Genomic DNA, 13,060 nt, shown 5'->3' with positions numbered 1-13,060 from the left:
CATGCCCGAAAATGGTAAGCACCGTCGTTTCAGGACCAGTTCGCTGACTCGCGGCATCATCGCCGTGACCACGGGTGGAGCCGCCCTGGCCCTCCCCGTGATCGGCGCTACCGGCGCCTTCGCCGCCCCGGCCCAGCCGGCCGCCGTCGAAAAGGCCGCCACCTCGACTGCCGCGACCGGCAAGGGAATTGCCGCGCAGAAGTCCAAGCCCGCCTCGTATTCCGTGGTCGTGGGTGACACCCTTGCGAAGATCGCTCGGGAGCATTCCGTGAACGGTGGCTGGAAGGCCCTGTACGAGGCCAACGAGAAGGCCGTCGGCGGAAACCCGGACCTGATTCACCCCGGTCTCGAGCTGACCCTCGGTGGCAAGGCCGGGAACAAGTCCGCGGACAAGGCCGAGTCCAAGGCCTCCGACCGTGCCGAGCAGAGCGCCGACCGCGCCGACCGTTCGGAGCGCACGAGCACCTCCGCCGCCGCGGAGGGCGCGCCCGCCGCCGAGACCGCTCCTGCCGCCGAGCCGGTCTCGTACACGAACGACCTCGACGGCTGGATCAAGGAGTCGCTCGCCGTCATGGCCGAGCACGGCATCCCCGGCACCTACGAGGGCATCCACCGCAACATCATCCGCGAGTCCGCGGGTGACCCCCAGGCCATCAACAACTGGGACATCAACGCGATCAACGGCGTCCCGTCCAAGGGCCTGCTGCAGGTCATCGACCCGACCTTCCAGGCCTACCACGTGCCCGGTACGTCGATGGACAGCTACGACCCGGTCGCCAACATCACGGCCGCGTGCAACTACGCCGCGGACAAGTACGGCTCCATCGACAACGTCTTCGGGGCCTACTGAGCCTCGGCGAGGCGGAACCCCTGACGCACGGCGTGTGACAGAGGGACAGAAGTGACGGGTGGTACGGGTTCGGCGGAACCCGTACCACCCGTCGTCCGTTTGTACGGCGTCGCGTGTGCCGTGACCGCGCCGTCCCGGCCGCCGACAGGCCGGGCGGAACCCGGTTGACTGGTCTCGTACAGGTTCGTCGTCCATACTGCCCGCCGTGGAGCAGCGCATAGATTCGAACACCAAGCCAGAGTTCGCCGCGGGGACCGACCCGGCGTACATCCCCGGCCTGACGGCCCCTGCCCCCGCGCGGACGGAGGCGGAAGCGGAGGAGGCGCCCCGGAAGCCCGAGCCGGCCGACGCGGTACCGGAGGCCGACGCCGAGGGCGCGCTCGCCCCGGAGGCGGCCGAGGAGCACGTGGACGGCTCGGCGGCGGCCGCGATCGACGACGCGGCCACGGCCGACGAGGCGCCGGCTGACGGCGCGGCCCCCGAAGCCGCCCGTGAGGGCGCCCGCGACGAGGACGGCCCCGTCTTCGAGGTCAGTGACCGGCGCGGGTCCATCCGGGTGGACGCCGAGGGGGTCCGCTTCCGGCTCGACGACCAGGAGGCGGAGTTCGACTGGTCCGAGATCGGCGCGGTCGAGGTCAGGACGGGCCGCTTCGGCCGCCGGTTCACCGTGACCGTCCACCTGTCGAGCCGCCGGTGGTTCAACGCCGAGGTCGAGGCCGGTGCCCGCGGCGACCTCAAGACATGGACGGCGGAACTCGACGAGGCGCTGGACGCCTACTTCGAAGAGGCCTGACCCCTCCGGTCGCCTCCGCGCACCGGGCCGCCCGCCGGCCCGGTGCGCGGCATGCCGCGACGGCTCAGGCGCCGGCCGCCGTGCCGAGCACGACCGACCGCGTCAGATGGCGCGGCTGGTCGGGGTCCAGGCCCCGGGCCGCCGCGCGGGCGATCGCCAGCCGCTGGACCCGCACCAGATCGGCCAGCGGGTCCAGTCCGCTCTCCACCCAGCGCGCCCCGGTCGCCAGCACCTGCTCCCGCAACCCGTCCGGAGCGGCGCCGAACATCCAGGTCGCCGTCCCGGCCGTGGCGATGCTGATGGGGCCGTGCCGGTACTCCATCGCCGGATACGACTCGGTCCAGGACAGGGACGCCTCCTTCATCTTCAGCGCCGCCTCGTTGGCGAGCCCGACCGTCCAGCCGCGCCCCAGGAAGCTGAACTGGGTGCTGTCCAGGAGCCCTTCGGGCAGGGGTTCCGCGAGGGCGGTCTCCGCGTCCCGTACGACGTCCTCGGTGTGCAGCCCGAGATGGGCGCGGAACAGGGTCAGGGCGGTGGTCGCGAACCTCGTCTGGACCACGGACCGTTCGTCGGCGAAGTCCAGGACGACCACGTCGTCGGCCGCCGTCATCACCGGGGTCGCCGGGTCGGCGGTCACGGCGGTGGTCCGGGTGGTGCCCCGCAGCCGGGACAGCAGGCCGAGCACCTCCGTCGTCGTGCCCGACCGGGTCAGCGCGACGACCCGGTCGTACGTACGCCCGAAGGGGAACTCCGAGGCGGCGTACGCGTCCGACTCGCCCTGGCCCGAGTCCTCGCGGAGCGAGGCGTACGCCTGCGCCATGTAGTACGACGTGCCGCAGCCGACGACGGCGACGCGCTCGCCCGCGGCGGGCAGGGCCGCGCTCCGGTCGAGGGCCACCTCGGCGGCACGGCGCCAGCACTCGGGCTGGCCGGCTGTCTCGGTCTCGACATGCGACATGTCCGCACTCCGCTTCCGCTGCTGTTCGCGTCCGGTGGGGCGTGGAGGATGAAACCGACGCCCGCTTGCTCGATTCTGCATGTTAGCCGGGTCAATCGAGCAAGAACAAGCAAAGTGTTTACGCGCCCGTCATTCACGAGGCATCGGTTTTCGGCCATGCTCGGTGGGTAGTCGACTCGATCCGGTTCCGTCGCACCTGTGTGGGTATCCGTCGCGCGGTGCGGACTCGGTAACCGATATCCCGTACATCAGGCGGAAAATCCCCCATCGGCCCGCCCCGTGGCGACCCCGGACGGTCACCGGGCGACGACGGGCGGCCCGGGCAAGGGGTGATTTCAGGTCACCAGGGCCACATATTGGCCGAGTTCGAACGCACGGCCGGAGCGTGGTCGGCATAATCAGCCCATGTCGATCACGGGTGGGGACATTGTGGACCTCGGCAGGGGGCTGTACGCCTGGCTGCCGCCGAAGCGCGGCTGGGGCCTGGCCAACTGCGGCCTTCTCGTGTCGCCGCGCGGCGCGCTGTGGATCGACACGCCGTACGACACGATCCTCGCCGGGCAGTTCCTGGTGGAGAGCCAGAAGCGGCTGCCCGACGGGGCCGGCATCGACCGTGTGATCGTCACCCACGCCAACGGGGACCACTTCTGGGGCGCCGGGGTGCTGCCCGACGCGGAGATCATCGCGACCCGCGAGGCCCGGGAGCACATCCACTACGACCCCACCCCGCAGCAGCAGCAGGCTCTGGTGGCCGGAAGTGATCCCTCCACTCCTCTCGGCGCGTACCTCGGCCGTCACTTCGGGGTCTTCGACTGGTCGGACACCGAAACGGTGCGCCCCACGACGTACTTCACCGGAGAGCTCGAACTGACCCTGGGGGAGTACGCCGTCCAGGTGTCCTCCCTGCCGCCCGCGCACACGGGGGGCGACCTCATCGTCCATCTGCCCGCGCAGCGCACGGTGTTCAGCGGGGACGTCATCTTCTCCTCCACCCCGCAGCAGCCCGGCGACCACCCGGTGCACTGGGCCGGGCCCCTGAGCAACGTCATCGACGCCTGCGAACGCGTCCTGGCCACCGGCGCCGAGGTGATCGTCCCGGGCCACGGCCCGGTGCTCGACCCCGCCGGGGTGCGGGAGCACATGGCCTACCTCGCGTACGTACGTGAACGCGCGCATGCCCTCCACGCGGCGGGAGTGCCCGCGGTCGAGGCGGCCCGCAGGGTGATCGCGGAGCGCCGCTACCCGGATCTCGGCCTGCCCGAGCGGCTCGTGGTGACCATCGGGAGCGAGTACCGCCACCTGGACGGCTCCGGAATGCCCGGCGTCCTCGAGGTGATGGCGGACGTGGCCGCCGTCGCCCACGAGACCGAGAGCGGAGGCGCCGCGTGACGCCCGGCCGGTGCCGCGCGGGCCGCAGGCCGTCCCCGACCCCAGGGACGCGGTGACGCCGTGGTCGCATGGATCGTGGCACTGATCGCCGTGGCCGTGGCGATATGGTCGGCCACGCGCATGTACCAGGCCCGCCGCGAAGCCTACGGCGCCTCCGCCCGCGTCGAGCTGACCGAGCGTCAGGCCAAGGCGGCCGAGGCCCGCACCCTCGCCCTCACGGAGGAGATCCGCCAGCTGGCCCGCAAGCGGATACCCGCCGCGGCCACCGCCCTCTCCCACCGGTCCGCCCCCGTCCCCGGGCTCCGGGAGGCCTCCGGCATCGAGGGCGACGCCGCACGGCTGCTGACCGAGGCCGTCCAGGCCGCGCGCACGGCGGTCCTGGAGGAGCGCGGGCGCGTCGACGCGGCGGCCCGGTCGGCCATGCGCGGTACCTCCGCCAAGATCCAGTCGCTGCTCAACCAGTCCCAGCACCTGCTGCACGAACTCCAGCACGAGTACGACGACCCCCGGATCCTGCAGCTCGACTTCCGCAACGAACTGGCCCTCCGCCGCACCCAGGCCACGGCCGTGCTCTGCGACGCCTGGCCCGGCCTCGCCCGGCAGAACTCCTCGCTCGTCGAGGTCGTGCTCGGCGCCCAGTCCCGCGTCCCCGGCTACGAGCGGATCAAGGTCGCCAACCATCTGCGCCAGGAGCGGCTCGCGCTGGTCGCCCGCGCCGCCGAACCTCTCGCGATCGCGCTCGCCGAGCTGCTGGCCAACGCGACGGCGTACTCGCACCCGGACACCGAGGTGCCGGTGACGGTCCAGCAGACCGCCGGGCGCGGCGCCCTGATCCTCGTCGACGACGCCGGGATCGGTATGGACGACGACGCGCTGGCACGGGCCCGCGCGCTTCTGGCGGGCCCTTCCGAGGTGCTGCTGACCGAGCTGGGCGACCCGCCGCAGATCGGCTTCGCCGTGGTCGGACGGCTCATCGCGCGGTACGGCTTCAGCTGCCACCTGGAGTCCTCGCCGTACGGGGGGATGCGCGCGATGCTGCGCATCCCGGCTCATCTGCTGACCGTGATGGACGACGACCGCACCCTGTCGGTGCTCGCGCCGAAGCCGGTACGGGCGACGCCCGGCGAGCCGTCCGACACGGACCCCGGGACCGCCGCGGAGGCCGCCGCACCCGAGCCGGTGACCGTCGCCCCCACGCCCGCGGAGGCCGCCGCACCCGAGCCGGAGGCCGTCGCCCCCACGCCCGCGGAGGCCCCCGCACCCGCCGCGCGCACCGAGGCGTCCGGCAGCGCGGAACGGCCGGCCGGGCTGCCCACCCGGCGGCGCCGGTCCCGCCGCGCGGCCTCCCCGGAGGCGCCGGCCGACCACCGGCAGCCGGCCGAGGAGCCCGAACTCCGCACCCCGGAGCGGGCCGGAGCCGCCTGGGCCGCGCTCCAGCAGGGCACCCTCAGCGGCCGCAAGGCACCCGCGACCCCGCCGCCGGCACCCCCGGCATCCCCATCGGACGACCAAGGAGACGACGAGACGTGAGCACCACCCCCACCGCCGGTGATCTCGCCTGGGTGCTGACCCCCCTGCTGGAGCTCCCCGGCGTCCAGCACGCCGTGGTCGCCACCGGCGACGGTCTCGTCGAGGGCGCCTCGCCCGGCCTGGACCGTGCGTCCGCCGAGCGCGTCGCCGCGATGACGGCCACCCTGCACGCCGCCGCCCGCGCCTTCACCACCGCGTTCACCGAGGCGGAGTCGCCGCGCCTGGCCCAGACGGTCGTGGAGTCCGACCTGGGCTTCGCCGTCGTCGTACCGGCCGGGAGGAACACCACTCTGGCCCTGTTCGCGGCCCCCGACGCCCATCTGGGGAACATCGCGTACCAGATGCAGGTGCAGGTCACCGCGCTGACCAGGGCCATGCACGCCCCCACCCGCCAACCGGACACTGCCACCCGGCCATGACCCCCGGCCCGGGCCGCCGCCTGATTCCCGCCTATCTGGTCACCGGTGGCCGCTCCGCACCCACCGGTCCCGCGCTCGACCGGCTCGCCGTGCTCCTCCGTACGGACTCGGCCCTGCCGCCGGAGACCGGTTCGGAGCAGCGCAGGCTGTGCGAGCTCCTGGAACCGGGAGCGCTCACCGTCGTCGAGTGCGCCGCCCATCTGGAACTGCCGGTCAGCGCCACGGTCTTCCTGGCCACGGACCTCGTGGCCGCGGGACATCTGCACGCTCGACCACCGATCCCCAGCGCCGGTGAGATCGACCGGTCGCTCGTCGAGAGGCTGCTCGTTGGACTCCGTTCCCTCCACTGACCGGGGCGGCATCGGCTACTTGCCGAGCGCCGCCGAGACCCTGATGAAGCTCGTCGTCACGGGTCCCTTCGGCGTGGGCAAGACGACCCTGATCCGTACGCTGTCGGAGATCCCGACCCTGCACACGGAAGAGGCGATGACGCAGTCCAGCACGGGACTCGACGACACCGCCGGGCTTCCGGAGAAGACCACGACCACGGTCGCCGTCGACTTCGGCCGGCTCACGGTCCAGGACGACCTGGTGCTCTACATGTTCGGCACCCCGGGCCAGGAGCGCTTCTTCCCCCTGTGGGAGGACATCGCACGCGGTGCGCTCGGCGCCCTCGTCATGGTCGACACCCGCCGGCTGGAGGACTCCTTCGCCGTCATGGACATGGTGGAGGAACAGGGGCTCCCGTACGCCGTCGCCGTGAACCGCTTCCCCGACGCCCCGGCCCACGCGGACGAGGTCCTGCGCAAACACCTCGACCTCGACCCCCGCACCCCGCTGGTGCAGTGCGACGCCCGCGAGCGCCGGGGCAGCATCGACGCCCTGATCGCCCTCGCCGAGCACGCCCTGACCTGCCTGCCCGCGCCCCAGGAATCCTCATGACCCCTCCAGCGACCGGCACTTCACCCGGCCTCGGGCCCTCGCTCCTCGAACCCCTGGCGCTGTACGGGGCGGGCTTCGCCGCCGACCCGCACGGCCACTACCGCAGGCTGCGCGACCAGGGGCCGCTGGCCAGGGTGCGCATCGCGCCCGACGTCGACGCGCTGCTGGTCACCGACTACCACGCGGCCGTCGACCTGCTGCGGGACACCGAGACCTTCACCAAGGACCCGCGTGCCTGGCAGGCGGGCGTACCGGCCGACTCGCCGGTCCTGCCCGTGCTCGGCCACCGCCCCACCGCGCTCTTCAGCGACGGAGCCGTGCACGCCCGCTACCGCGGGGCCATCAACGACACCCTCGCCCTGATCGAACCCCACCTGCTGCGCGCGGAGGTCGCCAAGGTCGCGCAGCGGCTCATCGCCGCGTTCTCGGCCACCGGCACCGGTGACCTCATCGCCCAGTACGCCCGCAGGCTCCCCCTGCACGTCTTCACCGCCTCCTTCGGCGTGGACCCCCGGGACACCGAGCGGGTGCTCCGCGGCACCGCCGGAATGATGGACTCCGCCGAGGGGGCGACGGCGGCGTACGACGATCTCGTCGGGGTCGTCACCGCTCTCGTCGCCGCACGCCGGCGCCGCCCGGGACGCGATCTCACCACGTACCTGCTGGAGCACCCGGCCGGTCTCGACGACGACGAGGCCGTGCGGCAGATCACGCTCATCATGAGTTCGGGCCACGAACCCACGACCAATCTGATCGGCAACGCGCTGCTGCGGATGCTCAGCGACACCGGGTACGGCGGCTCCCTGCACGGCGGGGCGATGACCGCGCGCGAGGCGGTCGACGACGTGCTCTGGCGCGATCCGCCGCTCGCCAACATGGGCGCGCACTTCCCGCGCCACGACACCGAGTTCCACGGGGTGCCGCTGCGCGCCGGGCAGTTGGTGCTGGTCTCCTTCGCCGCCGCCAACACCCAGTCTCCGCCCACCGGTTCGGACCCCGCCGGGCGCTCCGGCGACGGTGCCCACCTGGCCTGGTCGGCGGGGCCGCACCGCTGCCCCGCCAAACAGCCCGCCCTGCTCATGGCGATGACCGCGATCGAACAGCTCACCAGCCAGCTCTGCGACCTGGAACTGGCCGTCGACCCCGGCGCGCTCGTCTGGCGGCCGGGCCCCTTCCACCGTGCCCCGGCCCACCTCCCGGTCCGTTTCACCCCGCTCGACACGCTCCCCGAATCCGGCGGTGCGGGCGCCCCGGACTCCGCCGATCCTCTTCCCGACCGTGTCGGTGGTACGCCGAACGGGTGAGGGACGAGAGAATTGCCCGATGAACAGCGAGCGCAGCCGGCGCACAGCCAACCGGCATACGGACGGGGTGGTTCTGTGAGCAGGTACGACAGGTACGACAGGTACGACGCCACCGACGAACAGTGGGAAGGGCTCGCCCAGGTCGTACCCCTGAGGGGCCGTAACGAATGGCCCTCCCGGGTCGACCACCGGACGGTCCCGGACCAGCAGGAGTCGGCCGAGCAGCGGCGTCTGGTCGTCCTCCGGGTCCAGGTGTTCGCGGACGCGCGCGAGGTGGCGGAGTACCTGGTGGCCCAGATCCCGGTCCTGCTGGACCTGACCGGCGCCGAGAACGACGTGGCCAAGCGCATCCTGGACTTCAGCAGCGGTGTGGTGTTCGGGCTCGGCAGCGGCATGCACCGGGTGGACCGCAACGTCTTCCTGCTCGCTCCGGTCGGCATGGAGGTCGAGGGGGTCACCGCGGCGGGCGTACCTCAATCGTAGGAAGGTGGTGCGGGCGGAACGGTTCGCCGCTCACGGGCGTGCGTACGGTCCGCTCATGACTGTGATCTCCACGGGGACGACGGCCTCCGCGCCGTCCGGCGCAGGCCGTCCCGCCCGTCCCGCCCGCCCTTTCGTCAGCGAACTCCGGCTCGACGCCTTCGCCTCGCACCGCCGCACCGTCATCCCGCTCGGGCCGTTCACCCTGCTCGCCGGGGACAGCGGCAGCGGGAAGTCGACTGCCTTACGCGGTTACGAGGCACTCGCCCGGCTGGCCGCCGGGGACCCGCTGGAGGACGTCTTCCCCGACCCGGCGGCCTGGGTGCCCGAAGCGGTCGGCGCCGACGGGCAGGGGAGGCGCGGCTTCAGACTCGGCTGCACGGTGGAGGGGCCGGCCGGCCCGGTGAGGCTGGACCTCGCCGTGCAGGCCGAGCCCACGCTCCGCGTCGTCGGCGAGCGGCTGACGGACGGCGGGGAGGTCCTGCTGAGCACGGCGCTGCGGGACCCGGGGCGCTCCTTCGTCCAGGCGGCCTGGTACACGGCGGGGACGGTCCCCGTGACCCGCGCCCCCTTCCCGGACGACCGGCTCGGCACGGCGCTGCTCCCGCTGCGGGTCGCGGGGACGACGGACGGGCAGCTGAGGGTGCTGGCCGCCGCGGAACAGGTGGTGGTGGCCCTGCGCTCGGCCTTCGTCTGCGATCCCCTGCCCCGGCTGATGCGGGCGCCGGTGCCGGCCGGGGAGGGGCGGCTGACCTCCTGCTGCGACAACCTCGCCGACGTACTGCACCGCACCCAGGGCCAGTGCGCGCAGCGGCACGCCCGGCTGGTCGCGTGTGCGGACGCCGGCTGCGCGGGCCGGGTGACGGGGCTGACCGCCGCGCGGCGGGAGGACGGGACCGTGCGGGCCCTGGCCGTGCGGGGGCCGGGGCGCAGCACCCCGCTCGACCGCCTCGGCGACGGTGAACTGCGTTACCTCGCCTTCGCGCTCGTGCTGCTGACGGGCACCCACGTCCTGGCGGTGGACCCGGCGGCGGAGGTGCCGTCGGCGATGCAGGCCCTCACCGTGCTGGCCGACGGCTTGGACCGGTGCCTGGACGCGCGGCAGACCGCGGAACTGCTGGCCCTGGCCGCGTCGATCTGCGCGGACGGGCACATGCGCCTGCTCGGGACGGTCGGTGAGACGGCCGCGGCAGCGGCCCGGGAGACGGCCGGGACGACCGTGGTAGACCTGGGGCGGTGACGGAACTGGATGTAGCACAACTGCAGCGGCGACTGGCCGACTTCGCGGCGTCCCGGGCCTGGGGGCCGTACCACACCCCCAAGAACCTCAGCGCCGCGCTGAGCGTGGAGGCCTCCGAACTCCTGGAGATCTTCCAGTGGCTGACGCCCGAGCAGGCGGCGCAGGTGATGGAGGACCCCGGTACGGCGTTCCGTGTGCGGGACGAGGTCGCCGATGTCCTGGCCTATCTGCTGCAGTTCTGCGAGGTGCTGGGCATCGACGCCCTGGCGGCCCTGGCCGCCAAGATCGACCGTAACGAGGCCCGCTTTCCGGTGCCGGGTGGCGCGGAGGTGACCGAGCGTCACTCTTCGGAGTGATCGACTTATCCACAATCGACTTCCTGTCCACAGATTTCCGATTTCCTCTGGCTTTCGTGTGCCATGACCCTCACTGTGGGTAATGAAGAGGTGAGCGGGTTCTTCTGTACGGGTGGTCTCGGACGGTCTCGGCGACGGGGGAGTGGCATGGAGGCGGAGCGATTGATCGCGGCGGGCCGGAGCGCTCTGGCGGGAAGCCGGGGGGTGCCGGCGGTCATGGCGGAGGCATGGCAGGCGCAGGCCCTCGCCCGGGCGGTCGGCGGACAGCTGGCGAGGTCCGGGCCCGCGGAGTTACGCACGGAGGCGCGCGGGCTCAGCGAGACCTGCGCCCTGGGCAGCGCGGTGCTCGACCATCCGTTGGTCCCGGCGGGAGCGGTGCGGGCGTCGCAGCTCTCCGAGGTGGACCATGTGCCGAGGGCGCTGGCCGCCCTCGCGCTGCTCCTCGGCGAAGCGGGCATCGCGCTGGTGGGGGTGGCCTGCGGCACGGAGGAGGAGGGGCTCTACTGGCAGTGCATCGAGGCGATAGACGCCGTCGACGAGTCGGTGGACCGGGTCCACGGCATGCTGAGGCGGCTCGCCGAGCAGGAGCACGCGCCGGAGCCGGCCCGGGAGCGTGACGGACCTTTCGGGGTGGTCCACGGGCCGGCCGGCTTCGTCGCCGGCCAGCAGTGAGCCGGGACGCCGGGGAGCGCGCTTCCTGCGATGCCCGGGGCGTTCGGCACGGGGGAAGGCGGAAGTGAGGGGGCGCAGCCGTTTCGAAGGTGCAGGATGGAGGCATGGATCTTCGAATCTTCACCGAGCCCCAGCAAGGGGCGAGCTACGACACCCTGCTCACCGTCGCCAAGGCGACCGAGGACCTCGGCTTCGACGCCTTCTACCGGTCGGACCACTATCTGCGCATGGGCTCAGGGGACGGTCTGCCCGGCCCGACCGACGCCTGGATCACCCTGGCCGGACTGGCCCGCGAGACCAAGCGGATCCGCCTCGGCACCCTGATGACCGCGGGCACCTTCCGCCTTCCCGGCGTGCTGGCCATTCAGGTCGCCCAGGTCGACCAGATGTCCGGGGGCCGGGTCGAACTGGGCCTGGGCGCCGGCTGGTTCGAGGAGGAGCACAAGGCGTACGGAATCCCGTTCCCCAAGGAGAAGTTCGGCCGGCTGGAGGAGCAGCTGGCGATCATCACCGGCCTGTGGGAGACCGAGACCGGCAAGACGTTCAGCTACGACGGCACGTACTACCAGCTCACCGACTCCCCGGCGCTCCCGAAGCCCGCCCAGGCGAAGGTGCCGGTCCTGGTCGGCGGCCACGGCGCGGTCCGTACACCGCGACTGGCCGCGCGGTACGCGGACGAGTTCAACATCCCCTTCGCGTCCATGGAGGACACCGAGAAGCAGTTCGGCCGGGTCAGGGAGGCGGCCGTGGCGGCGGGGCGGGCCCCCGACGACCTGGTGTACTCCAACGCCCTGGTGGTCTGCGTCGGGAAGGACGACGCGGAGGTGGCCCGGCGCGCGGCGGTCATCGGAAGGGATGTCGAGGAGCTCAAGGCGAACGGGCTGGCGGGCTCGCCCGACGAGGTGGTCGAGAAGATCGGCCGGTACGCCGCCATCGGCTCCTCGCGGATCTACCTCCAGGTTCTGGATCTGCACGACCTGGACCACCTGGAGCTGATCTCGTCGCAGGTCCAGTCGCAGCTGGGCTGAGAGCCGGCGGCTGACGGGAGGGTCCCGGCCCGCCGGGGACGGGACCCGCACCGCCGCCGGACCGACAGGAACCGGACCGAGAGGATCCGGCCGACAGGATCCGGGACCGACAGGAACCGGCCGACAGTGAGGAGCAGTCGTGCACTCCGTCCGGACACCGGACACCACACCCCGCCGCACGCTCGGCGACGCGCTCGCCGAGGGGACGGTGCTGCTGGACGGCGGCCTCTCCAACCAGTTGGAGGCGCAGGGCTGCGATCTCTCCGACGCGCTGTGGTCGGCGCGGCTGCTGAGCGACGCGCCGCAGCAGATCGAGGCCGCCCACGCGGCCTACGCCCGGGCCGGTGCGCAGGTGCTCATCACCGCCAGCTATCAGGCGACGTTCGAAGGGTTCGCGCGGCGTGGGATCGGGCGGACCGGGGCGGCGCAGCTGATGGCCGCCAGTGTGGAGTCGGCGCGCCGGGCGGGTGCGGTGACGGGGCGGGAGCTCTGGGTCGCCGCCTCCGTCGGGCCGTACGGGGCGATGCTCGCGGACGGCAGCGAGTACCGCGGCCGTTACGGGCTCACCGTCCGGGAGCTGGAGCGCTTCCACCGGCCCCGGGCGGAGGCGCTGGCCGGCGCGGGCCCCGATGTGCTGGCCCTGGAGACGGTGCCCGACGTCGACGAGGCCGAGGCCCTGCTGCGGGCGGTCGAGGGGCTCGGGGTGCCGGTCTGGCTCTCGTACAGCGTGGCGGGGGACCGGACCAGGGCCGGGCAGCCGCTGGAGGAGGCGTTCGCGCTGGTCTCCGGCGTGGACCAGGTGGTGGCCGTCGGGGTCAACTGCTGCGATCCCGCCGACGCCGGCCGTGCGGTGGAGAGGGCGGCCGCCACCGGCAAGCCGGTGGTCGTCTATCCGAACAGCGGGGAGGAGTGGGACGCCGGCGGCCGGGGCTGGACCGGGAGGGGCACGTTCGAACCGGGCAGGGTCCGGGACTGGCAGCGCGCGGGCGCGCGGCTGGTCGGCGGGTGCTGCCGCGTCGGGCCGTCCGACATCGCGGCGCTGGCGGACCTACTGGCGTCGTCGGAGGTGTGAAATTGCCTGGTGGGAGACAGGTCGCCG

15 protein-coding genes are annotated in these 13,060 nt (G+C 72.9%); 14 read left to right on the top strand and 1 reads right to left on the bottom strand.

Going from position 1 to position 13,060, the window contains the following annotated elements; all coding sequences use genetic code 11:
• Position 1 precedes the first annotated feature (1 nt).
• Positions 2–850: a transglycosylase SLT domain-containing protein gene (locus ACZ607_RS08590; protein ID WP_469733104.1), complete on the top strand. Its 849-nt coding sequence runs from the start codon at positions 2–4 to the stop codon at positions 848–850.
• Between the two features lie 205 nt (positions 851–1,055).
• Positions 1,056–1,643 carry a hypothetical protein gene (locus ACZ607_RS08585; RefSeq protein WP_469733102.1) on the top strand — a complete coding sequence of 196 codons (588 nt, stop codon included), beginning with the start codon at positions 1,056–1,058 and terminating at the stop codon, positions 1,641–1,643.
• Between the two features lie 64 nt (positions 1,644–1,707).
• Here the strand turns inward: ACZ607_RS08585 and ACZ607_RS08580 are convergent, their stop codons facing one another.
• Complete coding sequence (locus ACZ607_RS08580) at positions 1,708–2,601, bottom strand: SIS domain-containing protein (RefSeq protein ID WP_469733100.1); 894 nt, start codon at positions 2,599–2,601, stop codon at positions 1,708–1,710.
• A 405-nt stretch (positions 2,602–3,006) separates the two neighbouring features.
• On the opposite strand from ACZ607_RS08580, the gene ACZ607_RS08575 reads away from it, so the two are divergent.
• The 12 genes from ACZ607_RS08575 (at position 3,007) to mmuM (ending at position 13,033) form a co-directional block, all read left to right on the top strand.
• Entirely contained in the window at positions 3,007–3,990 is a 984-nt protein-coding gene (locus ACZ607_RS08575; RefSeq protein ID WP_469733098.1) for an MBL fold metallo-hydrolase, read from the top strand.
• Positions 3,991–4,050: 60 nt separating this feature from the next.
• The gene (locus ACZ607_RS08570) at positions 4,051–5,520 is read left to right on the top strand and encodes an ATP-binding protein (RefSeq protein WP_469733096.1); all 1,470 of its coding nucleotides are present in this window, start codon (positions 4,051–4,053) and stop codon (positions 5,518–5,520) included.
• Positions 5,517–5,939: a roadblock/LC7 domain-containing protein gene (locus ACZ607_RS08565; protein ID WP_099176618.1), complete on the top strand. Its 423-nt coding sequence runs from the start codon at positions 5,517–5,519 to the stop codon at positions 5,937–5,939. The genes ACZ607_RS08570 and ACZ607_RS08565 overlap by 4 nt, the downstream gene beginning before the upstream one ends.
• Complete coding sequence (locus ACZ607_RS08560) at positions 5,936–6,289, top strand: DUF742 domain-containing protein (RefSeq protein ID WP_469733094.1); 354 nt, start codon at positions 5,936–5,938, stop codon at positions 6,287–6,289. The genes ACZ607_RS08565 and ACZ607_RS08560 overlap by 4 nt, the downstream gene beginning before the upstream one ends.
• Positions 6,267–6,881 carry a GTP-binding protein gene (locus tag ACZ607_RS08555; RefSeq protein WP_469733093.1) on the top strand — a complete coding sequence of 205 codons (615 nt, stop codon included), beginning with the start codon at positions 6,267–6,269 and terminating at the stop codon, positions 6,879–6,881. The genes ACZ607_RS08560 and ACZ607_RS08555 overlap by 23 nt, the downstream gene beginning before the upstream one ends.
• Positions 6,878–8,185 carry a cytochrome P450 family protein gene (locus ACZ607_RS08550; RefSeq protein WP_469733091.1) on the top strand — a complete coding sequence of 436 codons (1,308 nt, stop codon included), beginning with the start codon at positions 6,878–6,880 and terminating at the stop codon, positions 8,183–8,185. The genes ACZ607_RS08555 and ACZ607_RS08550 overlap by 4 nt, the downstream gene beginning before the upstream one ends.
• 75 nt (positions 8,186–8,260) lie before the next feature.
• On the top strand, positions 8,261–8,668 hold the full coding sequence (locus ACZ607_RS08545) for a cell division protein SepF (RefSeq protein WP_031098144.1): 408 nt from the start codon (positions 8,261–8,263) through the stop codon (positions 8,666–8,668).
• Positions 8,669–8,675: 7 nt separating this feature from the next.
• Positions 8,676–9,905, top strand: a complete 1,230-nt coding sequence (locus ACZ607_RS08540; RefSeq protein WP_469733433.1) for an AAA family ATPase — start codon at positions 8,676–8,678, stop codon at positions 9,903–9,905.
• Positions 9,902–10,261, top strand: coding sequence for a nucleotide pyrophosphohydrolase (locus ACZ607_RS08535; protein WP_469733089.1), 360 nt, complete (start codon positions 9,902–9,904; stop codon positions 10,259–10,261). The genes ACZ607_RS08540 and ACZ607_RS08535 overlap by 4 nt, the downstream gene beginning before the upstream one ends.
• A gap of 147 nt (positions 10,262–10,408) precedes the next feature.
• Positions 10,409–10,933, top strand: a complete 525-nt coding sequence (locus ACZ607_RS08530; protein WP_469733087.1) for a DUF6099 family protein — start codon at positions 10,409–10,411, stop codon at positions 10,931–10,933.
• A gap of 104 nt (positions 10,934–11,037) precedes the next feature.
• Entirely contained in the window at positions 11,038–11,961 is a 924-nt protein-coding gene (locus ACZ607_RS08525) for an LLM class F420-dependent oxidoreductase (RefSeq protein ID WP_469733086.1), read from the top strand.
• A 139-nt stretch (positions 11,962–12,100) separates the two neighbouring features.
• Complete coding sequence (mmuM, locus tag ACZ607_RS08520) at positions 12,101–13,033, top strand: homocysteine S-methyltransferase (protein ID WP_469733082.1); 933 nt, start codon at positions 12,101–12,103, stop codon at positions 13,031–13,033.
• Positions 13,034–13,060: the final 27 nt, after the last annotated feature.

This window comes from Streptomyces sp. NPDC104381, from assembly GCF_055583745.1.
This window is presented reverse-complemented; position numbering and strand designations above follow the sequence as displayed.

Bases quoted from the DNA above. Each gene is read 5' to 3' on its own strand.
- ACZ607_RS08580 (WP_469733100.1), bottom strand. From the start codon at position 2,601: ATGTCGCATGTCGAGACCGAGACAGCCGGCCAGCCCGAGTGCTGGCGC.
- ACZ607_RS08525 (WP_469733086.1), top strand. From the start codon at position 11,038: ATGGATCTTCGAATCTTCACCGAGCCCCAGCAAGGGGCGAGCTACGAC.
- ACZ607_RS08530 (WP_469733087.1), top strand. From the start codon at position 10,409: ATGGAGGCGGAGCGATTGATCGCGGCGGGCCGGAGCGCTCTGGCGGGA.
- ACZ607_RS08550 (WP_469733091.1), top strand. From the start codon at position 6,878: ATGACCCCTCCAGCGACCGGCACTTCACCCGGCCTCGGGCCCTCGCTC.
- ACZ607_RS08590 (WP_469733104.1), top strand. From the start codon at position 2: ATGCCCGAAAATGGTAAGCACCGTCGTTTCAGGACCAGTTCGCTGACT.
- ACZ607_RS08575 (WP_469733098.1), top strand. From the start codon at position 3,007: ATGTCGATCACGGGTGGGGACATTGTGGACCTCGGCAGGGGGCTGTAC.
- ACZ607_RS08560 (WP_469733094.1), top strand. From the start codon at position 5,936: ATGACCCCCGGCCCGGGCCGCCGCCTGATTCCCGCCTATCTGGTCACC.